The organism is Arthrobacter rhombi, assembly GCF_900163545.1.
In the GTDB taxonomy this organism is placed as follows: Bacteria; Actinomycetota; Actinomycetes; order Actinomycetales; family Micrococcaceae; genus Arthrobacter_H; species Arthrobacter_H rhombi_A.
Window position 1 is genome coordinate 190595 of record NZ_FUHW01000038.1, and the last position, 25730, is coordinate 216324.

Below are 25730 nucleotides of genomic sequence, written 5' to 3' on the forward strand. Positions count from 1 at the left end.
GAATTACTTCGACTCCCCGGAAGGCCCTGCCTCGTCCAAGGACTCGATGACGATCATCGGCATCGCATCGGTCTCGGGGCCGGAGGCCAAGGAGCCCGACGGCGACCCGTCCTCCGCCCCGGCGGCTGAGCCGTCGGTCCCGGATGATTGCTCATCGTCGAAGTCACTGTCGCGCAGGAAAGCCGGTTCCTCATCATCGGCTGCCGCTGAACCCTCATTCTCTGCTGCTTCGTGGGGATCAGCACCGGGTACGGTGTCGGAATCCTCGGGGTCCATGGCGTCCGTGGTGGACGATGCCTCCCCGTCCGCGGTCGCGGCGTCGTCGGCGTCTTCGTCGCCGGTCGGCCTCCCCGGCGATACGGGGGCGACCTGTGGCTTCGGCGGCACTACCGGGTGGGGAGGTGCATCCGCGACACGCTCTTCGGAGGCTGTTTGCGAATGATCTCCGAGATTTTCGTCGTGGCCGGGCTCTGCAACTTCCGACGCATCGGTCGCCGCTGGGGCTTCGTCGTCCGTGGGGACCGGCTGCCCATGGATATCCATGCGGGGAGGTTCCACGATGCTGATCGGCTGGCCCCCGTACTCGGAGATGTCCTCGTCGAGGTCGCGGAGCATCTGCTCGCCTTCGGCAATGCGTTCGGCGTCGTTGGTCGCCAGGCCGCGCGAAAGCCACTGGGCCAGCGCGAATTCCGCGGCCAGGGCGGCACGGCGCATGATGTGCGGGTCGGCCAACTCTCCGCGTGCAGCGGTATAAGCCTCGATCACCGTGTCGGTGAAGGACTGCTCGTGGGCGGCAGCGAGCCAAGCGAAATCGTCGGCCGGGTCACCGATACGGACATCGGTCCACCCAATGACCGCTGCCACCTTGCCATGTTCGATCAGCAGGTTCTCCTCATGAAGATCACCATGCACCACGCGGGGGTTGAACCGCCACAGGGCCACATCCTCCAAGGCATGCTCCCAACGACGCAGCAGACGCGGAGGAATGCGGCCCGTCATGGCCGCCTGATCCAGCTCGTTGAGTTTCCGCTGGCGGAATTCGTCGGCCGTGTAGACGGGCAGGTCGGCTCGATCGACCAGTTCCTCGGGCAGCGCATGGATGGCGGCGATGATGCGACCGATATCGGCCGCAGTGGAACCACCGGCGGCCACCAGTTCGTCGAGGTCCATCACCTGCCCGGGGAGGTGGTTGTAGACGAAGGTACGCAGGCTGCCCTGACGAACGGTCCCGGCCACGGAGGGCAGCCGGAAGGGCAGGGATGCGCGAATGCCGGGAGTGAAGGACCGCAGCGCTGTCAGCTCGGTTTCCAGCCGCATGCTGGATTCCTCGTGCCGAGGAGAACGCACTCTCCAGCGGTTCTTTTGTGCGTCGATGATCAACGCGGAATCAAAATCATCGGGATCATCCGGGATGCCGGCGACGCGAGCAGGGGTCAACCCGGGCACCGCTGCGGTCGCGATGGCGGCCAGTTCCATGGGAGATCGTTTCACGTACACAACCGTATGCCGCGAAGTGCCTTGCGGCCACGCCTCCCGGGCGGCGAGTCGCCCGAATGACGGGCAGTGCACAGGTAATACACAACCAATGTGCAGGCGCAGGGTTCGGGGTGCCCTCCGTTCGACTCCCGGAGGGAGCAGGACGTCCACAGGGGTGACCTGCGGATATGCGGGCCGGGGGTCAACCTCAGTACGGTAGGAGCATGACTTCTTCCCCGGATCCCGTTGCCGCTGCCGCTACTGATCTCCCGCTCCTGGGTCGCCTGCCCTTGGCCCGGACCGAGGTGGACCGGGGATGCGAGCGTCGACAGGACGAGGGATGGCTTGCTTCCCTGCTGGGCGACGTCGAAACCCGGGTCCTGCTGCTGGTGAAGGGGCGTACTCCTGTCCGTGACGGTGAGTTGGCCCTCGTCGGGACCGATGGGCTGCCGGCTGACTGCCGCTTGGTGTATCTGGGACGCTCGGGCGAACGTGAGATCGTGTTGGCCGACCTCGCCACAGCTCCTGAGAAGGGGCTCGCGGAGGGCGACTGGCTGGGACTGCGCGACGTCGCAGCCGGGCTGGGCGCCCGGGACGCCGGTTTATTCGTCGAGGCGGTCGCCATTGCCAACTGGCATGCCAGCCACACGCATTGCCCGCGGTGTGGAACGCCGACCGACGTCGTGCACAGCGGGTGGGTCAGGGTGTGCCCGAAGGATGGGTCTCAACACTTTCCGCGCACCGATCCTGCGGTGATCGTGGCCATTACCGATGCCGAGGACCGGCTGCTCCTCGGTGCCAACGCCCAATGGGGTGGGCGGCGGTACTCGACTCTGGCTGGTTTTGTGGAGCCGGGGGAGTCCCTGGAGGAAGCGGTCGAACGCGAGATCGGGGAGGAGGCCGACGTGAGGGTTCATTCCATCCGTTACGCCGGGTCGCAACCTTGGCCGTTCCCGTGTTCGCTCATGCTCGGCTTTACGGCGAAAGCGGAAACCCCCCAGGTAGCCCCCGACGGCGAAGAGATCATTGATCTGCGCTGGTTCACCCGGGAGGAATTGGCCCGAGAAGTCACCGACGGCACGATCGGCGTCCCCTCGGGAGTTTCGATCTCCAGCGCCCTCATCGAACATTGGTACGGTGGGCCGCTGCCCGAACCGCGCCGGATGGAGAACTAAACGCATGCCCACCTTGGAAGAGCGGATCCTCGCTGGCCTCGACGAGGAGCAGCGGACCGTGGCCACCACGCTCAACGGGCCTCTCTGTGTCCTGGCCGGTGCCGGAACGGGCAAGACCCGCGCCATCACCCACCGCATCGCCTACGGTGTGCACACCTCCGTGTATAAACCCAACCAGGTTCTGGCCGTGACCTTCACGTCCCGGGCTGCCAGTGAAATGCGCACCCGGCTGCGTGATCTGGAGGCCGGTGGCGTCCAGGCACGCACGTTCCACGCGGCGGCCTTGCGCCAACTACAGTACTTTTGGCCGCAGGCCATCGGCGGACAGCTGCCCTCGATTGTGGGGCACAAAGCCCAACTCGTCGCCGAGGCAGCCCGCCGACTGCGGATCTCCACCGACCGGGCCTCCATCCGGGATATGGCAGCCGAAATCGAATGGGCCAAAGTCTCGATGCACACCCCTGAGGGGTATGTTGCGGCGGCCTCGGGCCGAGCCGAAGCGGCCGGGCTGGACCCCCGGACCGTGGCCCGGCTCTTCCAGTCCTATGAGGACGTGAAATCCGATCGCCACGTGATCGACTTCGAGGACGTGCTGCTGTTGACCGTGGGCATCCTGGACGAGGACCCTCGGGTGGCTGCATCGGTACGCGAGCAATACCGGCATTTCGTCGTCGATGAGTACCAGGACGTCTCCCCGCTGCAACAGCGGCTGCTCAAACTCTGGCTCGGCGGACGTGACGAACTCTGTGTGGTCGGAGACGCCAGCCAGACCATCTACTCATTCACCGGCGCCACCCCGGCCCATCTGCTCGACTTCACCCTCGAATATCCACAAGCCCCCGTGGTCCGCCTGATCCGCGATTACCGCTCCACCCCCCAGGTCGTGAGCCTGGCCAACAACCTCCTCGCTTCGCGCCGCCTCGAACAGGGTGTCGCCGGTCGCGACGTGCAGTGGGCTGCACCCCTCGAGCTGCTCGCCCAGCGTGATCCGGGGCCCGAACCCGACTTCACCGAATGCAGCGATGACGAGGCGGAGGCCGCCCATGTGGCCCGAAGCATCGGCACACTGATCCAGGAGGGGGTGGAACCGGCACAGATCGCTGTGCTCTTCCGGACGAATGGACAATCCGAGGCCTTCGAGCAGGCCCTCTCGGGCGCGGGAATCGGCTACCAGTTGCGCGGTGGGGAACGCTTCTTCCAACGCCGCGAAGTCCGTGACGCAGTCCTGGCCCTGCGGGCTGCCTCCCGTCAGCCGGCGGACGACGCCGTCCCGCAGCTGTGCCGCGATGTCCTCGCCTCCTTGGGCTACTCTGCGCAAGCCCCCACCAGTGGAGGGGCGGTGCGTGAACGTTGGGAATCCCTCTCGGCCCTCGTGGCGCTCGCCGACGAACTCTCCGCAGCACGGGCCGACCGGGAAACACCGTTCACGTTGCTGGAATTCGTGGCCGAACTCGACGAGCGGGCGTCCACCCAACATGCACCGACGGTCCAAGGCGTCACCCTGGCTTCTTTGCACTCGGCTAAGGGGCTGGAATGGGACGCAGTGTTCCTGGTCGGGCTCAGTGAAGGTCTGATGCCCATCTCCTTCGCCGAGGACCAGGGAGACTACGACGAGGAACGCCGGTTGCTCTATGTGGGGATCACCCGGGCCCGAAAGCATTTGTCGCTGACCTGGTCCACGGCGCGGACGCCGGGTGGCCGCGCCAGCCGGCGGCCCTCACGCTTCCTGGACGGATTGCGTCCGGCCTCGTCCTCGCGGACCACGGCCCGGCCCGCGGGCGGCAGTTCCAAACGGCGCAAGGCCGCCACCCCGCCAACCTGCCGGGTGTGTGGAACCCTGCTGGGCAGTCCCGCCGAACGTAAACTCGGTCGTTGCCTCGACTGCCCCTCAAGCTATGACGAAGCCGTCTATGAGGCTTTGCGTGAATGGAGGCTGAAAACCTCCAAGGAGGCAGAAGTGCCGGCGTTCGTTGTCTTTACCGACGCAACACTGATGGCCATTGCCGAAGCCATGCCGGGAGACCCTTCGGCCTTGTCGAAAGTCTCCGGCGTCGGTTCGGCCAAGCTGGAACGCTACGGGCAGGACGTCCTGGACATCCTGGGCGCCGGCACGGCCCCGGCCTGAGCGAACCCGTCAGGCGGCGGGAACCATGCACGTGCAGTCCGATCGCGGCTGGACCGGGACCCGCCGCACACCACCGGTCGCCAAGTCGATCATCAGCACGGCATCGGCGGTGGAGGGCACGTTGATACCGTCGAGCAGCATCAAGATTTGTACGGTGGCCAGCCCGGCAGCTGCACAGGAGAGAGCCAGCTCGGCGGTCGAGCTGTCCGGCCGGGGTGTGCCCACGGCGCGGGGGCCTTCTCTCGGGGCACCTGGAGGCGGTTGAGCACAATCCAGGCAGGTCGTCAGGCCCGGGATGACCAGCGGGCCGACGCGCGCCCAGGCAGGCCCGAACACCACCGGTAGGTGAGGCATGCGGCTTCCCGCCAGGCGGGCGGCCCACGCTTCGGACAGGGCATCGCAAGCGGTGACGACGGTCAGTTGGGCTCCGACCCCGGAGGCGTCGGTGCCGGGCGTCCACCCGGAGAGGCGCGTACGCGGCCATTGCTGACCCAGCCGGTGGGCCAGGGCCACCGTCCGGGATTTGCCCAGATCAGCCATCCGTAGCGGGCCGGTACCGACATCTCCGGCATGGACCGGATGCTGATCGTTCAGGTACAGGGCGCCGATTCCGCTGGCTGCGAGCAGGGAGGCGATCATCTGACCGCAACGCCCTAGCCCATGGATTCTCACGGAAGAACGGGAGCGGTTGCGGATCAGCGGGCCGGCAGACGAGGTGTAGGCCACCGAATAGGCGTTGACGTCGGGGACCAGGCTCGCCCCCAGGGCGCCGGGCAGCCGAGAGGAGTCCTCCAAAACCGGTGCCAGCAACCCGAAGAGTTCTCGGCGTCGACGCGGACCAGGATCGGCGCTGGCTGAATCTGGCGGTGGGGCCGCGAGGGTGGTCCCTTCTTCGGTGGCGAGCCACTGGATGTACTTCTGGTCGGCAGCGGTCAACCCGTCCATCCACAGGCCGCTGCCGGGGGGTCCAATGCGTAGCGATGTCTCGGTTAAGCTGACGATCTGAAGTCCGGGAATGATGTGCATCTTTGCCTCCAGCGATTCCTCCGGAAGGGTTCCGGTGGGGATATCCTGACAGGTCCGATGAGCTGGAATCCGGGTTTCCACAGCTTCCGGTGGGCGAGTGCCCTTCGTGATGTACGACGACGAGGAATGAGGAACCACCATGGTCCAGCGACCTTCCGAACGCGAACTCGTCACCGACGATGGGGTGAATGTGCGTGTGCTGCGCTCGGTGCGACGACGCCGGACGGTCTCTGGCGTCTGGAAGGACGGGGCCGCGGTGATTTCCGTACCGGCGACCATGAGCCTGCGTCAGGAAAACGAATGGGTCGACCGGATGGTCCCCGATATCTTGGCTCGTCGGGCCAAGGCTCTGGGACGGTATGGCGAAAACGCTGACTCGGAACTGATGCAACGAGCCCTCCGGCTGAATCGGAAGTACTTCGATTCACGGGCGGAACCGTTGTCGGTGAAATGGGTGAGAAACCAGAGGACCAGATGGGGATCCACCTCGACCGGGTCAGGGGCGATTCGGCTGAATCATCGGTTGCAGCAGATGCCCTCCTGGGTTCAGGACTACATTCTTGTCCACGAACTGGCCCATCTGATCGCCGAGGACGGCCATGGCCCTCAGTTCAAGGCCCTTGAAGACCGATTTGAGCGCAAGGCCGAGGCCAAGGCCTACCTTTCGGGCGTCAGTTTCGGCATGGGGCAGGGGTCGGAAGATACCGGGTGGTGGGACGAGGACCCGGCCGATGGCTGGACCGACTAAAACGGCCGGTGGCACCCGCAGGTGTCACCGGCCGTTTAAGTCTGCCTCTGCCGCGGACCGCGAGCCCGGGGGAGTGGTAGTGGAGGAAGGGAGGAAACTCAGCGAGGCGCGTCGGGGCCCTCGTCGGGATCAGCGCCGTCATCGGAGGGATCTTGCTTTCCGTCGTCGGACTCTCCATCGGCGGGGGCATTCTCATCGGTGGACGTGACGTCCTCGTCTGGTTCGTCATATCCGCCATCGAGCAGACGGTTCAGCGCCTCGTCCATTTCACCTTCGGAGGCCTCGGCGAGGGCTCGACGTGAAGAGAAGCCCTCGGGGTCATCGAGGTCCTCGGCGGCCGGCATCAGATCCGGATGTTGCCAAACGGCGTCCCGGCCTTCCAGACCGCGTTCCTCCTTGAGGATCGACCACAGCTTGGCGGCATCGCGGAGCCGGCGGGGGCGCAACTCGAGACCAACCAGGGAGGCAAAAGCCTGCTCGGCTGGTCCACCAGTCGCCCGGCGGCGCCTCACCGTTTCACGTAATGCGGCTGCCGAAGGAAGGTTGGCGGCCGCTTCGGCCACGACCTCATCGACCCAGCCCTCGATCAGTGCCAGCGCCGTTTCGAGCTTGGCCAGCGCCGTTTCCTGGGCACCGGTGCGTTGGGGCATGAAGAGCCCCTCGGTGACGGCACCTTGGATGGATTCGGGATTTGAGGGGTCGATGTCGCGGAGGGCTTCCTCGATCCGGGACATATCGATATGGATGCCGCGGGCATAATCTTCGATGGCGCCCAGTACATGGGCCTGCAACCACGGGACCCGCTGGAAGAGGCGGGCATGGGCGGATTCGCGGAGCGCGGCAAAGAGCATGACCTCTTGTTCGGGGATGTCTAGCCCCTCGCCGAAGGCCGCAACGTTGGCGGGGACCAGAGCTGGTGCATCCGTGGTCAGCGGAATGCCGATATCGGTGGATCCGAGCACGTCCTTGGCGAGACCGCCGACGGCGGTCCCGAGCTGCATGCCGAACATGGCGCCGCCGAGATTCTGGAACATGCCTTGGGCGGAGCCGAGCATGGATTTCATTTCTTCAGGTACCTGGTCGCGCATGGCGGTGCTGATGGCCTGCGAAACGCTGATCGCTACCGGCTCGGTGAGCTTCTTCCACCGCGGCAGCGTCTTCTCGACCCATTGGGCCCGTGAGTAGGAGGAGAAGCCCGAGGCGGAGGACTCGAAGGTGGTGGCCTGGTCAAGCCATAAGTCGGCGAGCCGCCCTGCCTCGGTGATGGCCGCGGCGCGTGCAGTGGTCACGCTGGGGTCGTCCCCGGAGGCCGCCTGGCGGGCGGTGTCTTGAGCTAATTTCCAGTTCACGGGGCTTCCATCCCCGGAAGACATGGCGCCCATCATGGCCTGCATCTGGGCCATCATGGCCTGCATGGCGGCCGGATCCGAGGGCATGCCCATGGCGCCGAACTGCTTTTGCAGGTCTGCGGGGTCCATACCTGGGGGGAGTTGACCACCGAAAAGGTTGGAGAGCATCTCCGAGAATGGGTCGTTGCTTCCGGAATCGTCCGGGTCGTCGGAGCCGTCGGGGCGGTTGTTCGGGGGGTTCTCAGCCATGCATCCACGCTACCCCCGCACCGGGGAAGGCCACGAGGGATGAAACGGGAGGTTCGCTGTCGGCACAGCGGAAACAAGGACTCAGCTTGTACCCTAGGGGAGATCTAATGCGCACCGGCCTGCGGGTCGGCGAAAAGCCGGAAGGAAAGACAACCACGGTGACCCAGCCGCAGGACCCCCAGGAGCGCCCCGCCCACGAGCCGGCCTCTGACAACGAATCGTCGTCCCTTCGCCCGCGCCGGACCCAGCGGAGGCTGATCACGGCGACGTGTATCGCCGTCGTGCTCGCGTTTGTCGCGCTGGCTCTGCCCACGCCGTATGTGGTGGAGGCGCCAGGTCCTGCCATCAACACGTTGGGCAAGGACAGCGGAAAACAACTCATCGAAGTGACCGGCCATAAGACCTACCCAACCCGGGGCTCCCTGGACATGACGACCGTCTTCGTCTTGGGAGGGGCCCAGGGCAAGATCTCGTTCTTTAGGGTGCTTCAGGCGTGGGCGGACCCGCATGAGGACGTCTACCCGGAAGAGGCCATGTATCCGCGCACCGCCACGAGCGAGCAGATCAGTGATACGAACGCCGCCGAAATGGACGATTCTCAGCAAAGTTCAGTCGCTGCGGCTTTGGGAGACCTGGGTATCGACTACCAGCAGGAACTCACCGTCGCCGGGCTGGCGAACGACACGAATAAAGGTCTGCTGCAGACCGACGACGTTCTGCGGCAGATCGACGGGAAACCCATTAGCGATGTGGAGATGCTCCGGTCTGCACTGCAGGAGAGCACCGACGGGAAACCGCGGATGAAACTCGAACGCGCGGGTCAGGAAAAGCAGATCACCGCAAAAACCACGCTCTCCAAAGAAGGTAAGCATCAGCTCGGCGTCTATCTCGGAACCCGGTATACCTTTCCGTTCGACGTGAAGTTCACGCTGTCAGATGTCGGTGGTCCGAGTGCCGGCATGATGTTTGCTCTGGGAATCATCGACACGCTGACCCCCGGGGACCTCACCGGAGGTAAAAACATTGCAGGAACAGGAACCATCGACGCCGACGGGAAAGTTGGTCCCATCGGCGGTATCGCCCAGAAGCTCGTGGGCGCCCGGCGTGGAGGCGCCGACTATTTTCTGGCCCCGGCGGATAACTGTGACGATGTAGTCGGGCGCGTCCCCGAGGGACTGACCGTGATCAAGGTCGCGACCCTTGAACAGGCCCGCCAGGCTGTTGAACAGGTGGCCTCGGGGACGGACCCGAAAACGCTAGCTGGCTGTGGATCATGAATGATTCTGCTGTGAAACCCACGCAACACCGCACGGGGGTTAGCGACTTCACCTGACTCAAGGCAGAATGGCAGAGTGTGCTCCTGCCTACTGTGGGTGCGCGGTAGCTCGTACCAACGATGAGGTTCAATAAGTGAGTTTTGGTCCTGACAACCCGTTCGGCCGACGACCCCAGGGTTCCGGCGATGACGAAGGCGGTGGCCAACAGCGCCCCGCGCCCACCAATAAAAAGCCATCCCCGCTGGTGCCCACCATCGTGGCCATCGGGATTTTGGTGGCCGCATTCATTTTCTTCGCGAATATTTATGCGGATGTCCTCTGGTATAACCAGACAGGATATGGGCAGGTCTTCTGGACCGAACTGCTCACGAAGGTGGCCATTTTCATCGTCGCCTTCCTGATCATGGCCGCAGCCATCAGGGCCAGCCTGCAGGTTGCTTTCAAGACGCGTCCGGTCTACGCCCCGGATATGCAGATGCAAGACAATATCTCGCGCTATCAGGCGCAGCTGGAACCGATCCGCCGGCTCCTGATGTGGGGGATCCCGCTGGTCATCGGTGCCTTTGCGGCGACGGCGCTCGCCTCGCAGTGGCAGACCGTGCTGCTGTATATCAACCAGGTCCCGTACGGGGAGGTGGACCCGCAGTTCAACCGGGACCTTTCGTTCTACATGAACTCGCTGCCCTTCTACGGGCTACTGGTCGGCTTCTTGATCAGTGTTGTGCTGATCGCCGGAATTGCCGGCTTGCTGACCCACTACCTCTACGGCGGCATTCGCATCCAGGAGCGCGGCGGGGTGACCATCTCCCGTCCGGCTCGGCTGCATGTGAGTATCGCCGCGGCCTTGTTCCTCTTGCTCCAAGGAGCCAACTTCTGGCTTGACCGGTACGCCACCTTGGAGAATCAGGGTGGACGCGTCGCCGGTGCCCTCTACACCGATGTGCATGCCGTCATTCCGACCAAGACGATTCTCGTCGTCGCCGCTGTCCTGGTGGCCGTGCTGTTCGTGGTCGGGGCCATCATGGGGCGGTGGAAGCTGCCGCTGATTGGTACGGCGATGCTCGTGGTGACCGCATTGGTTGCCGGTGGTGTGTACCCGATGCTGGTTCAGCAATTCCAGGTCGTTCCCTCCGAGAAGACCCTTGAACAGCCTTACATCAAGAAGAACATCGAGATGACCCGCAAGGCCTACGGCCTGGACGCTGTCCAAGCGACGCCCTATAAGGCGACCATCGACACGGCCAAGAACGCGCTGTCAAAGGACAAGGCCACCACCACCAACATTCGTTTGTTGGACCCGGACCTGGTGTCCGATTCCTTTGCTCAGCTCCAACAGTTCCGTACGTACTACAAATTTGCGCCCACCTTGAATGTCGACCGCTATCAAGTGGACGGAAAGACGGAAGACACCGTCATCGCTGTCCGCGAGCTTGATGTGGATCCCAGCGATAGCTGGGTCAACCAGCACGTGACGTATACCCACGGCTACGGTGCCGTGGCGGCCTACGGTGCCAAGGTCGCCGCCGGTGGACGTCCCGACTTCATGCTCGAAGGCATCCCCACTTCAGGGGTGCTTGGCAATGACTCCACGTATGAGCCACGGATCTACTTCGGCGAGTACTCCCCGGAGTACTCGGTGGTCGGGGGGCCCGAGGACTGGGATCCCCGCGAACTGGACCACCCCTCGGATAAGTCAGGAGAGGGAGATGCCAAGACCACGTTTGAAGGTGATGGCGGTCCCATCGTCGGTAACTTCTTCAACCGTCTCGTCTACTCGTTGAAGTTCAGTTCAACCGACCTGTTGCTCTCGGATGCCATCAACGAAGAGTCACAGATCCTCTACGACCGTGCTCCGAAGGATCGCGTGCAGAAGGTCGCTCCGTACCTGACCACTGACTCCAACGCGTACCCGGCCATCGTGGATGGTCGCGTGAAATGGATCGTTGACGCCTACACCACCAATAGTTCGTTCCCTTACTCCACCGAACAGCAGCTCGACACGGCCGTCCGGGATTCGCTGACCGGCGAAAACCGCACTGCCGCGCTGTCCGGGAAGGTGAACTACATCCGTAACTCGGTCAAGGCCACCGTTGATGCTTACGACGGCACGGTCGACCTGTATGCCTGGGATCCCGACGAGCCGCTGCTGAAGGCCTGGCAGAAGGTCTTCCCGTCTACGGTGAAGCCGATTTCGGAGATCTCCGGTGACCTGATGAGCCATGTGAGGTACCCGGAGGACCTGTTCAAGGTGCAGCGGACGCTCCTGGGCAATTACCACGTGACCGACCCGGATGACTTCTACGAATCCAACGATGCCTGGTCGGTCCCCAACGACCCGACCAGTCCGGATACCCCGGTTCCGCAGCCGCCGTACTACCTGTCGCTGCGCATGCCGGATCAGAAGAAGGAGACCTTCTCCCTGACGGGCACGTTCATCCCCAAGACCAGCGAAGGCGGCCAACAGCGCAACGTACTGTACGGGTTCCTCGCGGCGGAGGCAGATGCCGGGAGCAAGGCAGGGAAGAAATCCGATGGCTACGGGACACTGCGGCTGCTGGAGTTGCCGCGTTCCACCGTTGTTCCCGGCCCGGGCCAGGCACAGCAGAACTTCGACTCCAACACCACGGTCTCGACCCAGCTGAACCTGCTGCGCTCCGGTGCCTCGAAGGTCATCAACGGCAACCTGCTCTCGCTGCCTGTCGGTGGTGGCGTGCTGTACGTGCAGCCGGTCTACGTCCAGTCCACCGGTGAGACCTCATACCCGACGCTGCGTAAGGTGCTGGTTTCCTTCGGCGATAAGGTCGGCTACGCCGATACCTTGTCGGAGGCTCTTGACCAGCTCTTCGATGGCTCCTCAGGGGCCGAGACAAGTGAGGGTGACGGCAGCAAGTCGCCGGACGATGAAGGCGGAAAGGGCGACGAATCGGCACCGGCCAGCGAGCAGCAGCAGCTGAAGGAAGCGTTGGCGGACGCCAGCGCGGCCATCAAGGCCGGTCAGAACGCCCTGGGCGACGGCGACTTCGCCAAGTACGGCAATGAGCAGAAGAAGCTCAACGATGCCCTGGACAAGGCCCTTGAACTCGAAGGCAAGATCTCGGGCGAGCCGGTCAAGTCCGAAAAGGATAAGTCCTCGGACAACCCGATTCCGGGCCAGGATGAGTCGGCACCGGCTGACGAGTCGAAAGGCTAGTCGGTTTAGCCGGGCATTGGTGAACCGAAAGTTCGGCCACTGATAGCCCGACCTCACCGAAGGCGGTGGTGGCGCGTAGTGATCTACGTGACACCACCGCCTTTCGATTTGAGGTTTAGGGGCCGAAGATGGGATGCTTAAAGCACGCCGCGGGGTGGAGCAGTTCGGTAGCTCGCCGGGCTCATAACCCGGAGGTCGCAAGTTCAAATCTTGCCCCCGCAACGGACTAAAGGTCCCGGTCGATGGAAACATCGTCCGGGACCTTTTTTGTGTGTCCTAAAACCCACAAAAATGCTTTGACCTCCTACTAAATAGTTGCAAGACCTAGTATCATCGAGTCCAGCAAACCGCGCCGAGAGGATTAATTGGTGAATCAGGAAGCCCGCACATCTTCAGCCGTGACCCGAAACCGATGGGGGCGCTTCGGTATCTATGCCGGGGGGGCCATCGTCTTCTTGGCGCTGATCGTCTTGGGGGCCAGGTGGTTGACCGGCACCGGACCGGTTTCTGACTTCATGACCGACTACCCGGGGCAGGTTCCGCTGCCGGCTGTGGCACCCGTGGGGCTGCCGGCCTGGCTGGGGTGGCAGCATTTCCTCAACGCCTTCTTCATCGTCTTGTTGGTCTTGACCGGATGGAGGGTTCGGACCACTCAACGGCCCGCAGCCCATTGGGTGCGGAATAACAAGGGGCTGATCAAGACCAAGAAGGCTCCCAAGCGCATCAGTCTGGACCTCTGGATGCACCTGAGTCTGGACGTGTTGTGGATCCTCAATGGCATCGTCTTCATCGTGTTGCTCTTTTCGACCGGCCAGTGGAGGCGCATCGTCCCCACGAGCTGGGATATCATCCCCAATGCCCTCTCGGCCGGCCTGCAATACGTTTCACTGAACTGGCCGTTGGACGACGGGTGGGTGAACTACAACAGCCTGCAACTGTTGACCTACTTCCTGACGGTCTTCGTCGCTGCTCCGTTGGCCATCATCACCGGTCTGCGGATGTCGTCCATCTGGCCGACGCAGGCGAAGAAACTCAGTCGCCTCTATCCGATCGAAGCGGCCCGGGCGCTGCACTTCCCGGTCATGCTCTACTTCGTGCTGTTCGTCGTCGTGCACGTGACCCTGGTGTTGAGCACCGGGGCACTGCGCAACCTGAACCATATGTTCGCTGCACGTGACGACGGAGGCTGGCTCGGATTCATTTTCTTCGCCATTTCACTCGTCGTTATTATTGGCGCAGCGCTACTGGCGCGACCGATCTTCATCGGCCCGATTGCCTCACTGATGGGCAAGGTAAGCCGCTGACCACCCGGCCGGCGCCGGTAGCGCCGGACGACTCCATCTGGCCTACTGGCCGAAAGGATAATCATGTTCGAGCTCAATGATGAGCAGCAGGCAATGGTCGAAATGGTGCGCGACTTCGCGACCGAACAGATCGCACCGTACGCCGATACCTGGGACCAGGAACACCACTTTCCCGTCGACGTCCTGCGACAAGCTGGGGACCTGGGCATGGGCGCCATCTATGCCGATGAGGAGTACGGCGGATCGGGGCTCACCCGTAGCGATGCCGTACTGATCTTCGAAGAACTGGCCCGCGCCTGCCCGACCATCTCCGCCTACATCTCCATTCACAATATGGTGGCGTGGATGATCGATCAGTTCGGAACTGCCGAACAACGGGCCGCGTGGATCCCCGGCATGGCGACGATGGAAGAACTCGGCAGCTACTGCTTGACCGAACCCGGCGCAGGATCGGACGCCGCTGCCTTGCGGACCAGCGCCGTCCGCGACGGGGATGAATATGTCCTCAACGGGGTCAAGCAGTTCATCTCCGGCGCCGGGGCTGCGACCTATTATCTGGTGATGGCCCGCACCGCTGATACCGGGAGCCGGGGGATCTCAGCGATCGTTGTTCCCGCCGAAACCGAGGGGCTGGGGTTCGGCGCGCTGGAGAAGAAGATGGGCTGGAATGCCCAACCGACTCGCCAAGTCATTTTTAATAATGTCAGGGTTCCGGTGGGCAACAGGCTGGGAGAGGAAGGCGACGGGTTCGGCATCGCGATGAAGGGCCTCAACGGAGGCCGGCTCAATATCGGTGCGTGCTCGCTGGGCGGGGGACAGGCGGCGCTGGAGAAGTCGGCAGCATATCTGAAGGAACGGCAGGCGTTCGGCGGACCGCTGATCAAACAGCAAGCACTGCTGTTTGAACTGGCCGATATGGAAACGAAGATCTTCACCGCCAGGACCTTGCTGTGGCGTGCAGCCGCGGCATTGGACGCTGGCGCCGACGATGCGCTGAAACTCTGTGCGATGGCCAAGCGCGTTGCCACGGATGCCGGTTTCGAAACTGCGAACGCCGCCATTCAACTCCATGGTGGATACGGCTACCTGAGTGAATATGGTCTGGAGAAAATCGCTCGTGACTTGCGCGTTCATCAGATCCTTGAGGGGAGCAACGAGATAATGCGTCTGATTATCGGTCGGATGATCGCGGAAAAATAGGTCCTCCGGCACCCGATTTTGGGTGGTCTCCATTTTCGTGTAGAGTCATATCTCGCAGCGCGGGGTGGAGCAGTTCGGTAGCTCGCCGGGCTCATAACCCGGAGGTCGCAAGTTCAAATCTTGCCCCCGCAACAAAAAGAAGAACCCCGATCCAGCAACACACTGGATCGGGGTTCTTTTCTTGTTGGTGGTGGTCCGTGACCGACCGGCCACGGACCACCATCTGGGTCGGCAGTTACTGCTGACCTCCTCTCGCGCCTAGTTCAACTCGGGCGAGGTGCTGCCACCGGCCTTCAAGGCAGCCAACCGTGCCTCCACCTCGGTCTGCTCGCCGAGATCCTCCAGGGATTCGAACTGCGCGTCGAGGCTGGAAGCGGAAAGCTCGGCGGCCCCCTGGACGCGGGCTTCCTCGCGCCTGACCTTTTCCTCGAAGCGCGAGACCTCGCTGTTGGGGTCCATGATGTCGATGCTCTTCAGGGCATCCTGGACCTGGGATTGGGCCTGCGTGGACTTCGCCCGGGCGACGAGCGAATCGCGTTTGGCAACCAATTCCTGACGTTTGGTATTCATTGCATTCAGGCCACTTTTGAGCTTCTCGACGATCTCTTCCTGCGAAGCGATGGTCGGCTCGACAGATTTTGCTTCGTCCTCGGACTGCATCTGACGCTGGATCGCGACCTTGGCCAAATTGTCGAACTTCTTCGCATTCTCGTCCTTGCCGGCAGCCCGGAACTCATCGGCCTTCCGCGAGGCAGCCAGAGCCTTATTGCCCCAGTCGCGGGCATTCTCCTGGTCCTCCTGATGATCTTGCTGGAGCATACGGAGGTTGCCGATGGTCTGGGCCACAGCCGTCTCCGCCTCGGCAATGTTGTTGGTGTAGTCACGCACCATCTGGTCCAGCATCTTCTGCGGGTCCTCGGCCGAATCGATCATGGAATTGATATTGGCCTTGGCCAGTTGGGCGATGCGCCCAAAGATTGACTGCTTGATCACGATGTCACCTTCCACTGGGGTTTTAACTGGTCTGGTCCTACAACCGGCGGTCGAACCGCCGGAATCCTGTCGGATATTCTCGCGTCGGCTCAGAAGTTACCTCCGCCGCCTCCACCGCCGAAGCCGCCTCCTCCGAAGCCACCCCCACCGCCTCCGCCGCCGAATCCGCCGCCTCCGAACATGCCGCCGCCACCGCGGCCACCGCCTCCGCCGCGGAGGATCGAATCGATGAGGATGCCACCGAGGATGGCCCCGCCCATGCCGTTGCCGCGACCGTAACCACCGCGCCCGCCACCGAAACCGCCGCCGAAACCATCGACGTCGGACTCTGCCTGGCGAGCCGCTTGATCTGCAAGCGAGGAGGCTTGCTGGGCGCTTTGTAGCGCCTTGACGGGATCCTGCTCGGCCAATTGGAGGGCCTCATTGAGATAGCGCTGGGCCTCTGCCAGTCGGGTCCTTGCCGTGGAGCCGACGCCTCCCCGGCGGGCACGGATGAAATCGTCGGTGCCGTCGATCTTTCCGCGTGCTGTCTGCAGTGCCGACTGCAACGAGGCCACCGCCCGTTGGGTTTGTTGCCGACGGTCCCGTATAGCGCCCAGCGGGGCGTCCAGTCCTTCACGGGCTCGGGCCAGCTGAGAGAGCAAAGCGCCAGGATCGACCCGGCTATTTTGGCGAGCCTGCTCAATCCGACCGACCACATCGTGCAAAACGGCGGTGGGGGCAGCCAGCTCCGGGTGCTGCCCTGCGGCAGCGAGCGATTCGGCCTGAGTCAGGTCCTGGTGTGCTTCGGCCAGTTGTGAATCTACGTCAGCGCTGGTCTGGCCCAGTACGGTGGCCGTCTTGCCGATGGCTGCGATGAGGACACGGGTCTGGTCCACGGCTTCCTCCCCGGCACGGACTGCCACGGCTGCTTCGGCGTCCGAGGAATCCCCGGAGGCATCGGCAGCGGTCTTCAGGGAGTCCTCGATGAAATCAATACGTTCGTCGGCTTGTTCGACATTGTCCCTGACCTGGACCAACGCCGAATCCTCGTACCGCTCCGCTAGGCCAGTCAACGAGGACTTCGCTGTTTCGAGCTCCATCCGCAATCCTGCCAGCTGACTCTGCAAGGCAGCCGACGCCTTCGGGAGATTGCGTTCGAGCTCCCGCAGGGAGGCGAAGTCTTCACGGTGTTCCTCGAGGGAATCGTTGACTGCCTGACACCGACGGATAATTTGTCCCAACCACTTGCGCTGATCGGCTTCGGAATCGGGGATTGAATCGTCGAGTTGCTGCTGCAGCTTAAAGGACTCGCGCAAATGTTCTTTGGCCTTGGCTAGATCCGCGGAGAACGGCTTGATGGCTTCCTCACCGAATTCTGCCATCGCGAAATTCAATTCCTGCTCACTGGAACGGATCGCGTCATCAGCGGCGATGAGTAGTGGGCCAGCCTGCTGCCGGAGCTCTTCGACGCTCAGTGAGGCCAAGGGGTCCTCGGGGCCCGCTCCGGCCGGACGGGGGAGAGACCTGTTGGATGGCGGACCGGACTTCTTCCGTCGTCCCAGGATCCAGAGGGTGCCGCCGCCGATCACGATGACTCCACCGATGATCCATGGCGCGGCCGAGCTGCCGGATGAGGCGGGCTGCCCGCTCCCTGACGTGTTGCCGAGTTCACCTGAGGCCGCGGCTTCAATGCCGGTGACGGCGTTTTCGGCAGCAGATGCCCAGTCATCGGCGGTGAGGGTACTTGAGCGCAACTCAGGGGTGATGTAGTCGGTCACGATATCGGCATCGTGAGCCGCGATCTTACCGCTGTCATTGGATTTCAAACGCAGCTGCCTGTCGCCGGTGGCGATGGCCAGGACGCTGTCCGTGGTGCCCATGCCCTTCTTCTCGGCCACAGCTTGGACCCAGCCGTCCATATCGGAGGGGTCGGTGAACTTGTCGACATAGATGACATAAAGGTTCAGTCCCTCGCTGTCCTGCAGCTGGGTGACTGCTTCGTCCACACGGCCAGCTTCCGAGCCCAGCACTCCTGCTTCGTCCACCACGTATTGGCCCGGCGGGATCGTCACCGGTGGTTCGGCGGACGCTGGGCCTGCCAAAAGCAGGATGGACAACAGCGCAAATCCGGCGGCCGCCGGAACGCGTCTGGAAATGGATCGCATGGATCACCCTTCGACGTCGGTGACGGCCGGCCAGTACCTTGGGGCGTGCCGGAAGGTTGCTCCCGGTGAACGATGACCTTCGACCGTCGCCTTTGAGTCTATTGGTATGATTTGGGACCGTCCACAGGGACGCGGCGGCGATGGAAGGCTCACGGGAACCCGTCCGCGTTCTCACAGGTATCGCTCAGGTAAAGCTTCACCTGGACACAGCGCACGTTGTCATAGTTGGAGTCAAGGAACCCCCAGAAAGGACCCCACGTCATGAGCGAGGAACGGAACACCTTCTCCCAAGGAGCGGCAGGCGAGCCCGAGGACGGAACCGGAGTGTCCAGCGGCAACCCAGTTGTCCCACCTCGCCCGCAGACCCCGCCTCAGGTGGCGGGGGAGCCCAGCACCGAGCAGCACCGCCCAGTGGACGGTGGCCCCCGGACCGCGACGTTCCCGGCAGCCGGAACCAACGGGGCTGCGCCTCCACCCACCGGTGGTGGCTACTACCCCCCGGGATCCGCCTTTTCCCCCGCGCCGCGTCGGCAACCAAAACGTTTCGGAACCGCAACCCTGATTTCCGGGATGGTCATTGCCGCACTCATCGGAGGTGGTAGCGCCGTGGGCGCCAACTACCTCATCAACGGTTCGGAGCAACCGGCGGCCTCCTCCTCGCAGAAGAGCGACGCCGTGGTCATCAACAACCCGGAGAACGTCACCGCCGTCAGCGCCGCGGCGGCCAAGGCTTCACCCAGCGTCGTCACCATCGAGGTAGATGGACAGAAGCAGGGAGGCTCCGGATCGGGCATCATCTTGGACACCAAAGGGCATATCCTGACCAACACCCACGTGGTCACGCTCGGCGGAACCGTTTCGGATCCTAAGATTACTGTCCGGACCAGCGACGGTCAGGTCCATCGGGCCACCGTGGTTGGCACCGATCCCATGTCGGATCTTGCGGTGATCAAGGTCGAGGCCAAAGGTCTGCAGCCGGCGAAGCTCGGCGAGTCCTCGAAATTGAATGTCGGTGATTCGGCGATCGCCATCGGCGCCCCGCTGGGCTTGAGTGGCACGGTCACCGATGGCATCATCTCCACACTCAATCGGACCATCAGTGTGGCGTCGTCGGCAGTGCCCGATAACTCCGAGCAGAAGGACTCTTCCGATGAGGGGAACCAGTTCAACTTCGAATTCCCCGGGGAAAAGCAGCAGCAGAGCTCGGGGAGCGGATCGATCTACGTCAACGTCATCCAAACGGATGCGGCCATCAACCATGGCAACTCTGGTGGCGCCCTGGTGAACACCAAGGGAGAAATCGTCGGCGTGAACGTCGCGATCGCCTCGGCTGGTGGTTCGGGAACCACAGGAAGTGACGATAGTGGGTCGATCGGTGTCGGATTCGCCATCCCGATGGACTACGCCCACCGGATCGCCAACGACATCATCGACAACGGCAGCGCCACCCATGGTCTGCTAGGTGTCACCGTCAAAGCCAAGCAAGCCGATTCGGGAACCCAATTCAGTGTCGGAGCCGAAGTCCAGGAGGTGACCTCCGGGTCGCCCGCTGAAAAGGCCGGGCTGAAATCTGGTGATGTCATCACCCGGGTGGGCGAACGCCAGATTTCCGATAGCCAATCCCTGACAGCAGCCATCCGCGAATACGCCAAGGGGACCACGGCGAAGATCTCCTTCTCCCGCGGCGACAGCGAAAAAACTGTAGACGCCAACGTCGGCGCACTGCCCGCCGAATAATCGCAGCCAAAACGGTCACTGCCGCCTGCGGTCCTCTCACAAGGGCCGGAGGCGGCACTGGGCGTTGAGGGCAGGGTTACGCTGGTAGCCGGGCCGAGTCGTCACCTGCTGGCGGCACGGCCCCTGTGACGATACTCTTTGTTAATACCCATTAACTGGAATTCGCGGGTTGTTCCCGTGAAATCGACGGTACCGGCCGCCTTCGGCCGGACGAGTCAAGCGAAAGGCAATCATGAGCGTGACAAGCGGGGCACCACTGAAGGTGCTCGTCCTGGTCAAGCACGTCCCGGACGCGCAGTTCGACCGCCACCTGACCGGTTCCGACCATGTCATTGACCGGTCTGAGAGCATCCTGTCCGAGCTGGACGAATACGCCATCGAATCAGCATTGCAGTTGGTGGAGGCCCGGGGAGGCGTCAAGGCCGGTCACACCGTGACGGCGCTGACGATGGGGCCGGAGCGGGCGTCGGGCGCCGTGAAGAAATCCCTGCAGATGGGCGCCACCGACGGCGTGCACATCAACGATCCGGCACTGGCCGGTTCCGATGCTGCTGCCACCTCACTGGTCCTGGCCTCAGCGGTGAACCATCTGGGCGGCTTCGACGTCATCATCACCGGCATGGCCTCCACCGACGGTGAAACCTCCATCGTCCCGGCACAGTTGGCCGAACGCCTCGGACTGCCACAACTGACGATGGTCTCCTCGTTGGAACTGGGGGAAGACGGCGTGCTGACCGCTCGTCGAGATTCCGACACGACCTCCAAGACCCTGCAGGCCGCGGCCCCGGCACTGGTGTCGGTGACCGACCAGGGCGAGGAAGCGCGCTACCCGAACTTCAAGGGGATTATGGGCGCCAAAAAGAAAAAGACGGTGTCCCTGTCCCTCTCCGATCTCGGGCTCGAAGCCTCACAGGTCGGTTTCACCGGGTCCTGGACGAAGGTCGACGACGCCAGCCCACGTCCGCCGCGGGAAGCTGGAACGATGATCACCGACTCCGGTAACGCCGGCGTTGAACTGGTCGACTTCCTGGCAGACAAGAAACTTCTTTAGGAGCAGAGGCGAACAGATGACTAATATTCTCGTTTTCATCGATACACCCACAGCGCAGCCGGGCAAGGCCCAGCGCGAACTGCTCACCTTGGGCCATCGGCTCGGTGAGCCGGTGGTTGCCCTCGGCGCACCGGCCAGCGACGAAACCGTCGCCGCGTACGCACACCTGGGAGCAACCGCCGTCTACGCCCCAGCAGGTGCACTGGATGGCACCCTCATCGCTGGTGAAGCGGCTTTCGTGGCTGAGGCATCCCAAGCCTGCTCGGCAGCTGCGGTCCTGCTTCCCAACTCGGCAGATGGCAAAGAAATCGCCGCTCGGGTGGGTATCAAGCTCTCCGCCGGTGTTATCACCGACGCGGTGGACGTCACCGCCGACCTGTCCGTGACCAAGTCGGTACTGGCCGGCGGCTACACCGTGACTGCCCGGGCCAACCAAGGCAGCCCGGTCATCACCGTCAAACCCAATAGCGTCGAGCCCACCGAAGCGATCCCGACGAGCCCGGAAGTCACGACCCTCGAGGTAACCGACGCCGGTCCTGCCGCCAGGGTCACGAACACCGTCGAGAAAGCAGTCTCGGCACGGCCCGAGCTCCAAGATGCACGCATCGTGGTCTCCGGAGGACGCGGACTCGATGGTGACTTCACCCCGGTGGAACAGCTGGCCGATGCCCTCGGAGCCGCGGTAGGTGCTTCCCGTGCGGCCACCGACGCCGGCTGGATCGAGCACTCCTACCAGGTCGGCCAGACCGGCAAGACGATTTCCCCGCAGCTCTACATCTGTGCCGGCATCTCCGGAGCCATCCAGCACAAGGCGGGGATGCAGACCTCCCAGGTCATTGTCGCGATCAACAGCGACGAAGATGCGCCGATCTTCGAGATCGCCGACTTCGGCATCGTCGGCGACGCAACGACCGTCCTGCCACAGGCTGCCGCAGAGATCCAGCGTCGGAAGGGCTGAGACCACCATGTTCGACTCCGGACGTGAGACCGTCCGCCGAGTCCTGTGCTTCGGCGCGCATCCGGACGACCTCGACTTCGGGGCGTCCGGATCCGTCGCGGCCTGGACGAACTCCGGCGTCGAGGTCCATTACTGCATCATGACCGACGGCGATGCCGGAGGCTTCGACCCGGCCCACCGCGAGGAGATCGTGGCCATGCGTCATGCCGAACAGCAAGAGGCTGCCCGCAGCGTCGGCGTCCACGACGTGCACTTTTTAGGTGAAGCCGACGGATTCCTCGAGCCCTCGTTCGCAGTGCAACGCAAGATCGTCGAGATCACGCGCACCGTCCGCCCCGACGTCGTGCTGGCCCAACACCCCGAACGGGATTTCACGCGTCTACAGCGATCCCATCCCGATCACCTGGCCTGCGGTGAAGCGGTCACCCGTGCCATGTACCCGGCGGTGGAGAACCCCTATGCCTTCCCGGAATTACAGGCAGCAGGGCTGGAAGCGTTCAAGCTGCGCTGGCTGTGGCTCTATGGGGGCCCCGAAGCCCGCGAGAATCATGCCGTGGATATCACCGAGACCTTCGAAACGAAACTTCAGGCGCTGAGGGCTCACCTGAGCCAGCACCCCGACGTGTCGAAGATGGAGCGGTTCGTCCGGGCCAACGGAGAGTTGTTAGCCGAACGCCACGGGCTCGGCGAAGGCCGGATCGCTGAGGGATTCCACGTGGTGGAGGTCAACGCTGCAGATACCATCGCCGGATTCTGACCCTGCGGCCCCGCATCGGGCCACCAGCTCGTCAGATCAGTGCGGCAGGTCGATCTCGAGGACCTTGGCATCGCTGGGTTCGTTGGAACCATCGACGGGTTCGGTGGTGACCAGAACGGATTCGATGTCGTCCAGGGACTTGAAACCGACGGTTGCCTTGGTTTTTTTGGGGTCCAAGACCTCCAGGGAACTCACCGATTCGCCACCGATGGACTCCACCCAGACCTGGTAGGTCTGCTGGGCGGGCGCTCCGGGCAGATCATTGAGCTCCAGTGAACCCGCATCCAGGGACGTCGAAAGGCGAAGGACCGCCTGACCGCCTCCGTCGACGTCAACCGTTTTCTCGGTGACATCCGGGGCATCGGCGACCTCGCCGGCAACATTACGGGGCATCAAGGCGATCACCAGGGCGGTGATGCCGATGATGACCACGAGGGCGGCTCCGACGACGAGCATCCACTTCTTGACCGGCGCCGTCCGAGGACGCACCGTCTCCTGCGAGGCGTCGTCGACCAGTCCCAGGCCAAGATCATCCGTGGCGTCTTCGGGCTTCCCATAACGGAAATCCTCGGGCTCTTCGTGCTGCATGATCCTCATCCCTGGATGGTCTGACGTTTTCTCCCCTCCCAGCTTAGGGCAGGTATTTGCCGGGCTCCGGGATGGCAACGCTGGCAGGGCGCGTCAGGAGCCTGCGAAGCCCTGTTGGCGCCACGCCTCATACAGGACGATTGACGCCGAATTGGCGAGGTTCAGTGAGCGTCGGGACGCCAACATGGGCAGCCGGACCCGGGCCGTGACATGGGGGTCGGTCTTGACCTCGGCGGGCAGCCCCACGGATTCGCGACCAAACATCAGGACGTCTGAGGGACGGAATTCAAGGTCGGTGTAGGTCACCTCGCCTTCCGCCGTGAAGGCGAAAACCCGATCGGGTGCCAAGGCCTCCCACGCCGAGTCGAGATCGGGGTGGATATGGACGTCGGCGAGGTCGTGGTAATCGAGGCCCGCCCGGCGAAGCTTTGCATCCGAAAGATCGAAACCGAGGGGTTCGACCAGGTGGAGCTCGGCGCCGGTGACGGCGGCCAGGCGGATGGCGTTGCCGGTATTGCCGGGGATTTCTGGGGTGACGAAGAGTATGCGAAACACCGTTAGATCCTATGCCCGGTCGAGGGTGGAGAAGTACAGGTCAGTACATTCCGCCGATGAGTCGGGCCAGTAACGGAACATCGACGACATTCGGACTGGGGCCAGTGCCCAGGAACATCTTGAGTTCTCTGACCAGGTTCGCGGCATTGACGATATGCGTCAGCGAGGCGGAGGCAGGGTCGGTGCCGCGGGCGTAGTCGATGACCGGTTCGTGGAGGTTGTCGTCGGGGGAATGGACCACCGTCCAGCCGGTGACGTTCAGCTCCGGGAAGGCCTCCTGCATTCCACGGACCAGGTGTTCCATCCGTGGTGGGTCGATCGCCTTCCCAGCATGGCGCAATGCCGTGCCGTCCCATCGGTAGACACCGCGTGGCAGCACCATGGAATTGATGAGCGCTAATCGGTAGCCGGAGAGCACCACGTGGTCGATGAACCCTCGGTCCGCCGGAGAATGCAGGCCGTTGACCAGCCGGGCCGCCGGAAGGTGAGGCAGGATCTTGCTCGAGATCAATCTGACGGTCGCTGCTTCGCGGGCCAGCCGTGATTGCGGGGTGAACAAACCGCGTTTACGTGGTGCCCCCTGGATTTGCCGAGAGGCCACGGTCTCGGTGAGGACCGGGTTGGAGGTTGCTGAGAACGGCGGAACGTAACGTAAGGGATCGGTGGGGGTCGGCCGGCGACCACCAGCAGGTTCCGCTCTGGTCGCGGTTCGCCCGGCGGCCCGGTCATCGGCGGTGGAGGGCTGGTACGCCGAGGTCGTGCCGTAGCTGCGATCGTAGGCGGCACGCGCGACGGGGTCACGTAGGGTCTGGTAGGCCAGTGAGACGACCCGGAAGGATGCCGCGTCTCCTCCCTGATCGGGGTGCGTCGTGCGGGCCGCCCGACGATAGGCGGTCTTCACCTCGGCCAATGAAGCATCGCGGTTGATGCCCAGGACCTCATAGTGGGTTCTTGCCGGGGACACGCCTGACCTTTCCGTGGGCGCCGACTGGCTGCCTGATGGGTGTATCTGTTGTGCCGAACGAACGGCAGCTGGAGCTGGTTCCGGACGAACCAGCCGGGTCACTCGTTGCCGTGAGCGGGAACCCTCCGGTATTCGGTGAACAACGCTCCGGCTTCCTCCAGCAGAAGGGCCAGTTCGACCGGCTGGTTTCCGGAGGTGGGACCGGTGGCGATGCGTTGGCCTTCGCCGCCGGCCAACACCGGAGAGACGGTCAGGCAGAGACTGTCGACCGCGTCGGCCCGTTGGAAGGAAGCAAAGAGGGTGGGGCCACCCTCGGCATGCACCATCTGGTGACCACGCTCGCGTAATTCCGACAGGATCCGCCGGGGTTCGGCGTCGTCCTGGCCCGCGTTGATGACCTCGGCCACCGCGGCGAGAGCCTGCCGCCGGGCCGGATCCGCGGAGCTGGTCGTGAACACCAAAACCGGCACCGGGGCCGTGGTGAAGAAATCGGATTGTGGGTCCAAATTCAAGGACCCCGAGACGACGGCGATAACCGGATGGGTCGTCATGCCGCGCTCGCGACGCCAGGACTGGGCGTCTGCGTCAATGAGTTCACCGGCGTAGCCCTCGGCGCGGATGGTTCCTGCACCGACCAAGACGACGTCGGCGTGGCGACGTTGTAGGGCGAAGATGCGCTGATCGGCGGCTGTGCCCAGCCCGCCCGAGGTGCCTGCGGTGGTGGCCGCCCCGTCGGCGGAAGCTACGAAGTTGAAACGCACCACGGCATCGGCTGCCGGCGCATAGAGCCCCAGAAGCTGCTCATCGGTCAGATCGGAGGCGCCGTCACCGGGGTGCGGAGGAATCAGTTGCTGGACCATG

At 63.5% G+C, this 25730-nt stretch carries 20 protein-coding genes and 2 tRNA genes; 13 read left to right on the plus strand and 9 right to left on the minus strand.

Features of this window, described 5'->3' with window-relative positions; all coding sequences use genetic code 11:
• Window positions 1-3: 3 nt before the first annotated feature.
• Window positions 4-1491 carry a phosphotransferase gene (locus tag FM101_RS16145; RefSeq protein WP_087000042.1) on the minus strand — a complete coding sequence of 496 codons (1488 nt, stop codon included), beginning with the start codon at window positions 1489-1491 and terminating at the stop codon, window positions 4-6.
• A gap of 209 nt (window positions 1492-1700) precedes the next feature.
• Here FM101_RS16145 and nudC point away from each other — a divergent pair, with 209 nt between their 5' ends.
• Window positions 1701-2651 carry an NAD(+) diphosphatase gene (gene nudC / locus FM101_RS11385; RefSeq protein WP_086999679.1) on the plus strand — a complete coding sequence of 317 codons (951 nt, stop codon included), beginning with the start codon at window positions 1701-1703 and terminating at the stop codon, window positions 2649-2651.
• A 4-nt stretch (window positions 2652-2655) separates the two neighbouring features.
• Window positions 2656-4776 carry an ATP-dependent DNA helicase UvrD2 gene (locus FM101_RS11390; RefSeq protein ID WP_086999681.1) on the plus strand — a complete coding sequence of 707 codons (2121 nt, stop codon included), beginning with the start codon at window positions 2656-2658 and terminating at the stop codon, window positions 4774-4776.
• Window positions 4777-4785: 9 nt separating this feature from the next.
• Here FM101_RS11390 and FM101_RS11395 read toward each other — a convergent pair whose 3' ends face one another.
• The gene (locus FM101_RS11395) at window positions 4786-5721 is read right to left on the minus strand and encodes a ThiF family adenylyltransferase (protein WP_179204309.1); all 936 of its coding nucleotides are present in this window, start codon (window positions 5719-5721) and stop codon (window positions 4786-4788) included.
• A 220-nt stretch (window positions 5722-5941) separates the two neighbouring features.
• Between FM101_RS11395 and FM101_RS11400 the strand changes: the two genes are divergently transcribed.
• Window positions 5942-6550 carry a M48 metallopeptidase family protein gene (locus FM101_RS11400; RefSeq protein ID WP_087000044.1) on the plus strand — a complete coding sequence of 203 codons (609 nt, stop codon included), beginning with the start codon at window positions 5942-5944 and terminating at the stop codon, window positions 6548-6550.
• A 98-nt stretch (window positions 6551-6648) separates the two neighbouring features.
• On the opposite strand, the gene FM101_RS11405 is transcribed toward FM101_RS11400, so the two are convergent.
• Window positions 6649-8148 carry a zinc-dependent metalloprotease gene (locus tag FM101_RS11405; RefSeq protein WP_086999685.1) on the minus strand — a complete coding sequence of 500 codons (1500 nt, stop codon included), beginning with the start codon at window positions 8146-8148 and terminating at the stop codon, window positions 6649-6651.
• Between the two features lie 107 nt (window positions 8149-8255).
• Here FM101_RS11405 and FM101_RS11410 point away from each other — a divergent pair, with 107 nt between their 5' ends.
• From FM101_RS11410 to FM101_RS11435, 6 genes are all read left to right on the plus strand, one after another.
• Entirely contained in the window at window positions 8256-9425 is a 1170-nt protein-coding gene (locus FM101_RS11410; RefSeq protein ID WP_086999687.1) for a YlbL family protein, read from the plus strand.
• 244 nt (window positions 9426-9669) lie between these two features.
• Window positions 9670-12615, plus strand: coding sequence for a UPF0182 family protein (locus FM101_RS11415; RefSeq protein ID WP_428844163.1), 2946 nt, complete (start codon window positions 9670-9672; stop codon window positions 12613-12615).
• 148 nt (window positions 12616-12763) lie between these two features.
• Window positions 12764-12837: transfer RNA gene (locus tag FM101_RS11420), tRNA-Met, on the plus strand.
• Window positions 12838-13013: 176 nt separating this feature from the next.
• The gene (locus FM101_RS11425; RefSeq protein ID WP_245806689.1) at window positions 13014-13919 is read left to right on the plus strand and encodes a cytochrome b/b6 domain-containing protein; all 906 of its coding nucleotides are present in this window, start codon (window positions 13014-13016) and stop codon (window positions 13917-13919) included.
• A gap of 63 nt (window positions 13920-13982) precedes the next feature.
• Complete coding sequence (locus FM101_RS11430) at window positions 13983-15119, plus strand: acyl-CoA dehydrogenase family protein (protein WP_086999691.1); 1137 nt, start codon at window positions 13983-13985, stop codon at window positions 15117-15119.
• A 58-nt stretch (window positions 15120-15177) separates the two neighbouring features.
• Window positions 15178-15251, plus strand: a tRNA-Met gene (locus FM101_RS11435).
• Between the two features lie 126 nt (window positions 15252-15377).
• On the opposite strand, the gene FM101_RS11440 is transcribed toward FM101_RS11435, so the two are convergent.
• Window positions 15378-16112 carry a PspA/IM30 family protein gene (locus tag FM101_RS11440; protein ID WP_087000048.1) on the minus strand — a complete coding sequence of 245 codons (735 nt, stop codon included), beginning with the start codon at window positions 16110-16112 and terminating at the stop codon, window positions 15378-15380.
• An 89-nt stretch (window positions 16113-16201) separates the two neighbouring features.
• Window positions 16202-18259 (minus strand): TPM domain-containing protein, encoded by a 2058-nt coding sequence (locus FM101_RS16070; protein WP_086999693.1) that lies wholly within the window; start codon window positions 18257-18259, stop codon window positions 16202-16204.
• A 261-nt stretch (window positions 18260-18520) separates the two neighbouring features.
• Here FM101_RS16070 and FM101_RS11450 point away from each other — a divergent pair, with 261 nt between their 5' ends.
• The 4 genes from FM101_RS11450 (at window position 18521) to FM101_RS11465 (ending at window position 22762) form a co-directional block, all read left to right on the plus strand.
• A complete protein-coding gene (locus FM101_RS11450) occupies window positions 18521-19996 on the plus strand; it encodes a trypsin-like peptidase domain-containing protein (protein WP_086999695.1) in 1476 nt (491 codons plus the stop codon).
• A gap of 232 nt (window positions 19997-20228) precedes the next feature.
• Window positions 20229-21047 carry an electron transfer flavoprotein subunit beta/FixA family protein gene (locus tag FM101_RS11455; RefSeq protein ID WP_179204310.1) on the plus strand — a complete coding sequence of 273 codons (819 nt, stop codon included), beginning with the start codon at window positions 20229-20231 and terminating at the stop codon, window positions 21045-21047.
• Between the two features lie 16 nt (window positions 21048-21063).
• The gene (locus FM101_RS11460; protein ID WP_086999697.1) at window positions 21064-22005 is read left to right on the plus strand and encodes an electron transfer flavoprotein subunit alpha/FixB family protein; all 942 of its coding nucleotides are present in this window, start codon (window positions 21064-21066) and stop codon (window positions 22003-22005) included.
• Between the two features lie 7 nt (window positions 22006-22012).
• On the plus strand, window positions 22013-22762 hold the full coding sequence (locus tag FM101_RS11465) for a PIG-L deacetylase family protein (RefSeq protein WP_086999699.1): 750 nt from the start codon (window positions 22013-22015) through the stop codon (window positions 22760-22762).
• 36 nt (window positions 22763-22798) lie between these two features.
• On the opposite strand, the gene FM101_RS11470 is transcribed toward FM101_RS11465, so the two are convergent.
• From FM101_RS11470 to FM101_RS11485, 4 genes are all read right to left on the minus strand, one after another.
• On the minus strand, window positions 22799-23350 hold the full coding sequence (locus FM101_RS11470; protein ID WP_179204311.1) for an anti-sigma factor: 552 nt from the start codon (window positions 23348-23350) through the stop codon (window positions 22799-22801).
• A 93-nt stretch (window positions 23351-23443) separates the two neighbouring features.
• Window positions 23444-23905 carry a tRNA (cytidine(34)-2'-O)-methyltransferase gene (locus FM101_RS11475; protein WP_086999703.1) on the minus strand — a complete coding sequence of 154 codons (462 nt, stop codon included), beginning with the start codon at window positions 23903-23905 and terminating at the stop codon, window positions 23444-23446.
• 40 nt (window positions 23906-23945) lie between these two features.
• Complete coding sequence (locus FM101_RS11480) at window positions 23946-24869, minus strand: J domain-containing protein (RefSeq protein WP_086999705.1); 924 nt, start codon at window positions 24867-24869, stop codon at window positions 23946-23948.
• 98 nt (window positions 24870-24967) lie between these two features.
• Entirely contained in the window at window positions 24968-25729 is a 762-nt protein-coding gene (locus FM101_RS11485) for a pyrimidine reductase family protein (RefSeq protein WP_086999707.1), read from the minus strand.
• Between the last annotated feature and the right edge of the window lies 1 nt (window position 25730).

Excerpts from the sequence above, each read along its gene's own strand:
- nudC (WP_086999679.1), top strand. The coding sequence starts at position 1,701 with ATGACTTCTTCCCCGGATCCCGTTGCCGCTGCCGCTACTGATCTCCCG.
- FM101_RS11390 (WP_086999681.1), top strand. The coding sequence starts at position 2,656 with ATGCCCACCTTGGAAGAGCGGATCCTCGCTGGCCTCGACGAGGAGCAG.
- FM101_RS11395 (WP_179204309.1), bottom strand. The coding sequence starts at position 5,721 with ATGGACGGGTTGACCGCTGCCGACCAGAAGTACATCCAGTGGCTCGCC.
- FM101_RS11400 (WP_087000044.1), top strand. The coding sequence starts at position 5,942 with ATGGTCCAGCGACCTTCCGAACGCGAACTCGTCACCGACGATGGGGTG.
- FM101_RS11405 (WP_086999685.1), bottom strand. The coding sequence starts at position 8,148 with ATGGCTGAGAACCCCCCGAACAACCGCCCCGACGGCTCCGACGACCCG.
- FM101_RS11410 (WP_086999687.1), top strand. The coding sequence starts at position 8,256 with ATGCGCACCGGCCTGCGGGTCGGCGAAAAGCCGGAAGGAAAGACAACC.
- FM101_RS11430 (WP_086999691.1), top strand. The coding sequence starts at position 13,983 with ATGTTCGAGCTCAATGATGAGCAGCAGGCAATGGTCGAAATGGTGCGC.
- FM101_RS16070 (WP_086999693.1), bottom strand. The coding sequence starts at position 18,259 with ATGCGATCCATTTCCAGACGCGTTCCGGCGGCCGCCGGATTTGCGCTG.
- FM101_RS11450 (WP_086999695.1), top strand. The coding sequence starts at position 18,521 with ATGAGCGAGGAACGGAACACCTTCTCCCAAGGAGCGGCAGGCGAGCCC.
- FM101_RS11455 (WP_179204310.1), top strand. The coding sequence starts at position 20,229 with ATGAGCGTGACAAGCGGGGCACCACTGAAGGTGCTCGTCCTGGTCAAG.
- FM101_RS11460 (WP_086999697.1), top strand. The coding sequence starts at position 21,064 with ATGACTAATATTCTCGTTTTCATCGATACACCCACAGCGCAGCCGGGC.
- FM101_RS11465 (WP_086999699.1), top strand. The coding sequence starts at position 22,013 with ATGTTCGACTCCGGACGTGAGACCGTCCGCCGAGTCCTGTGCTTCGGC.
- FM101_RS11470 (WP_179204311.1), bottom strand. The coding sequence starts at position 23,350 with ATGCAGCACGAAGAGCCCGAGGATTTCCGTTATGGGAAGCCCGAAGAC.
- FM101_RS11485 (WP_086999707.1), bottom strand. The coding sequence starts at position 25,729 with ATGGTCCAGCAACTGATTCCTCCGCACCCCGGTGACGGCGCCTCCGAT.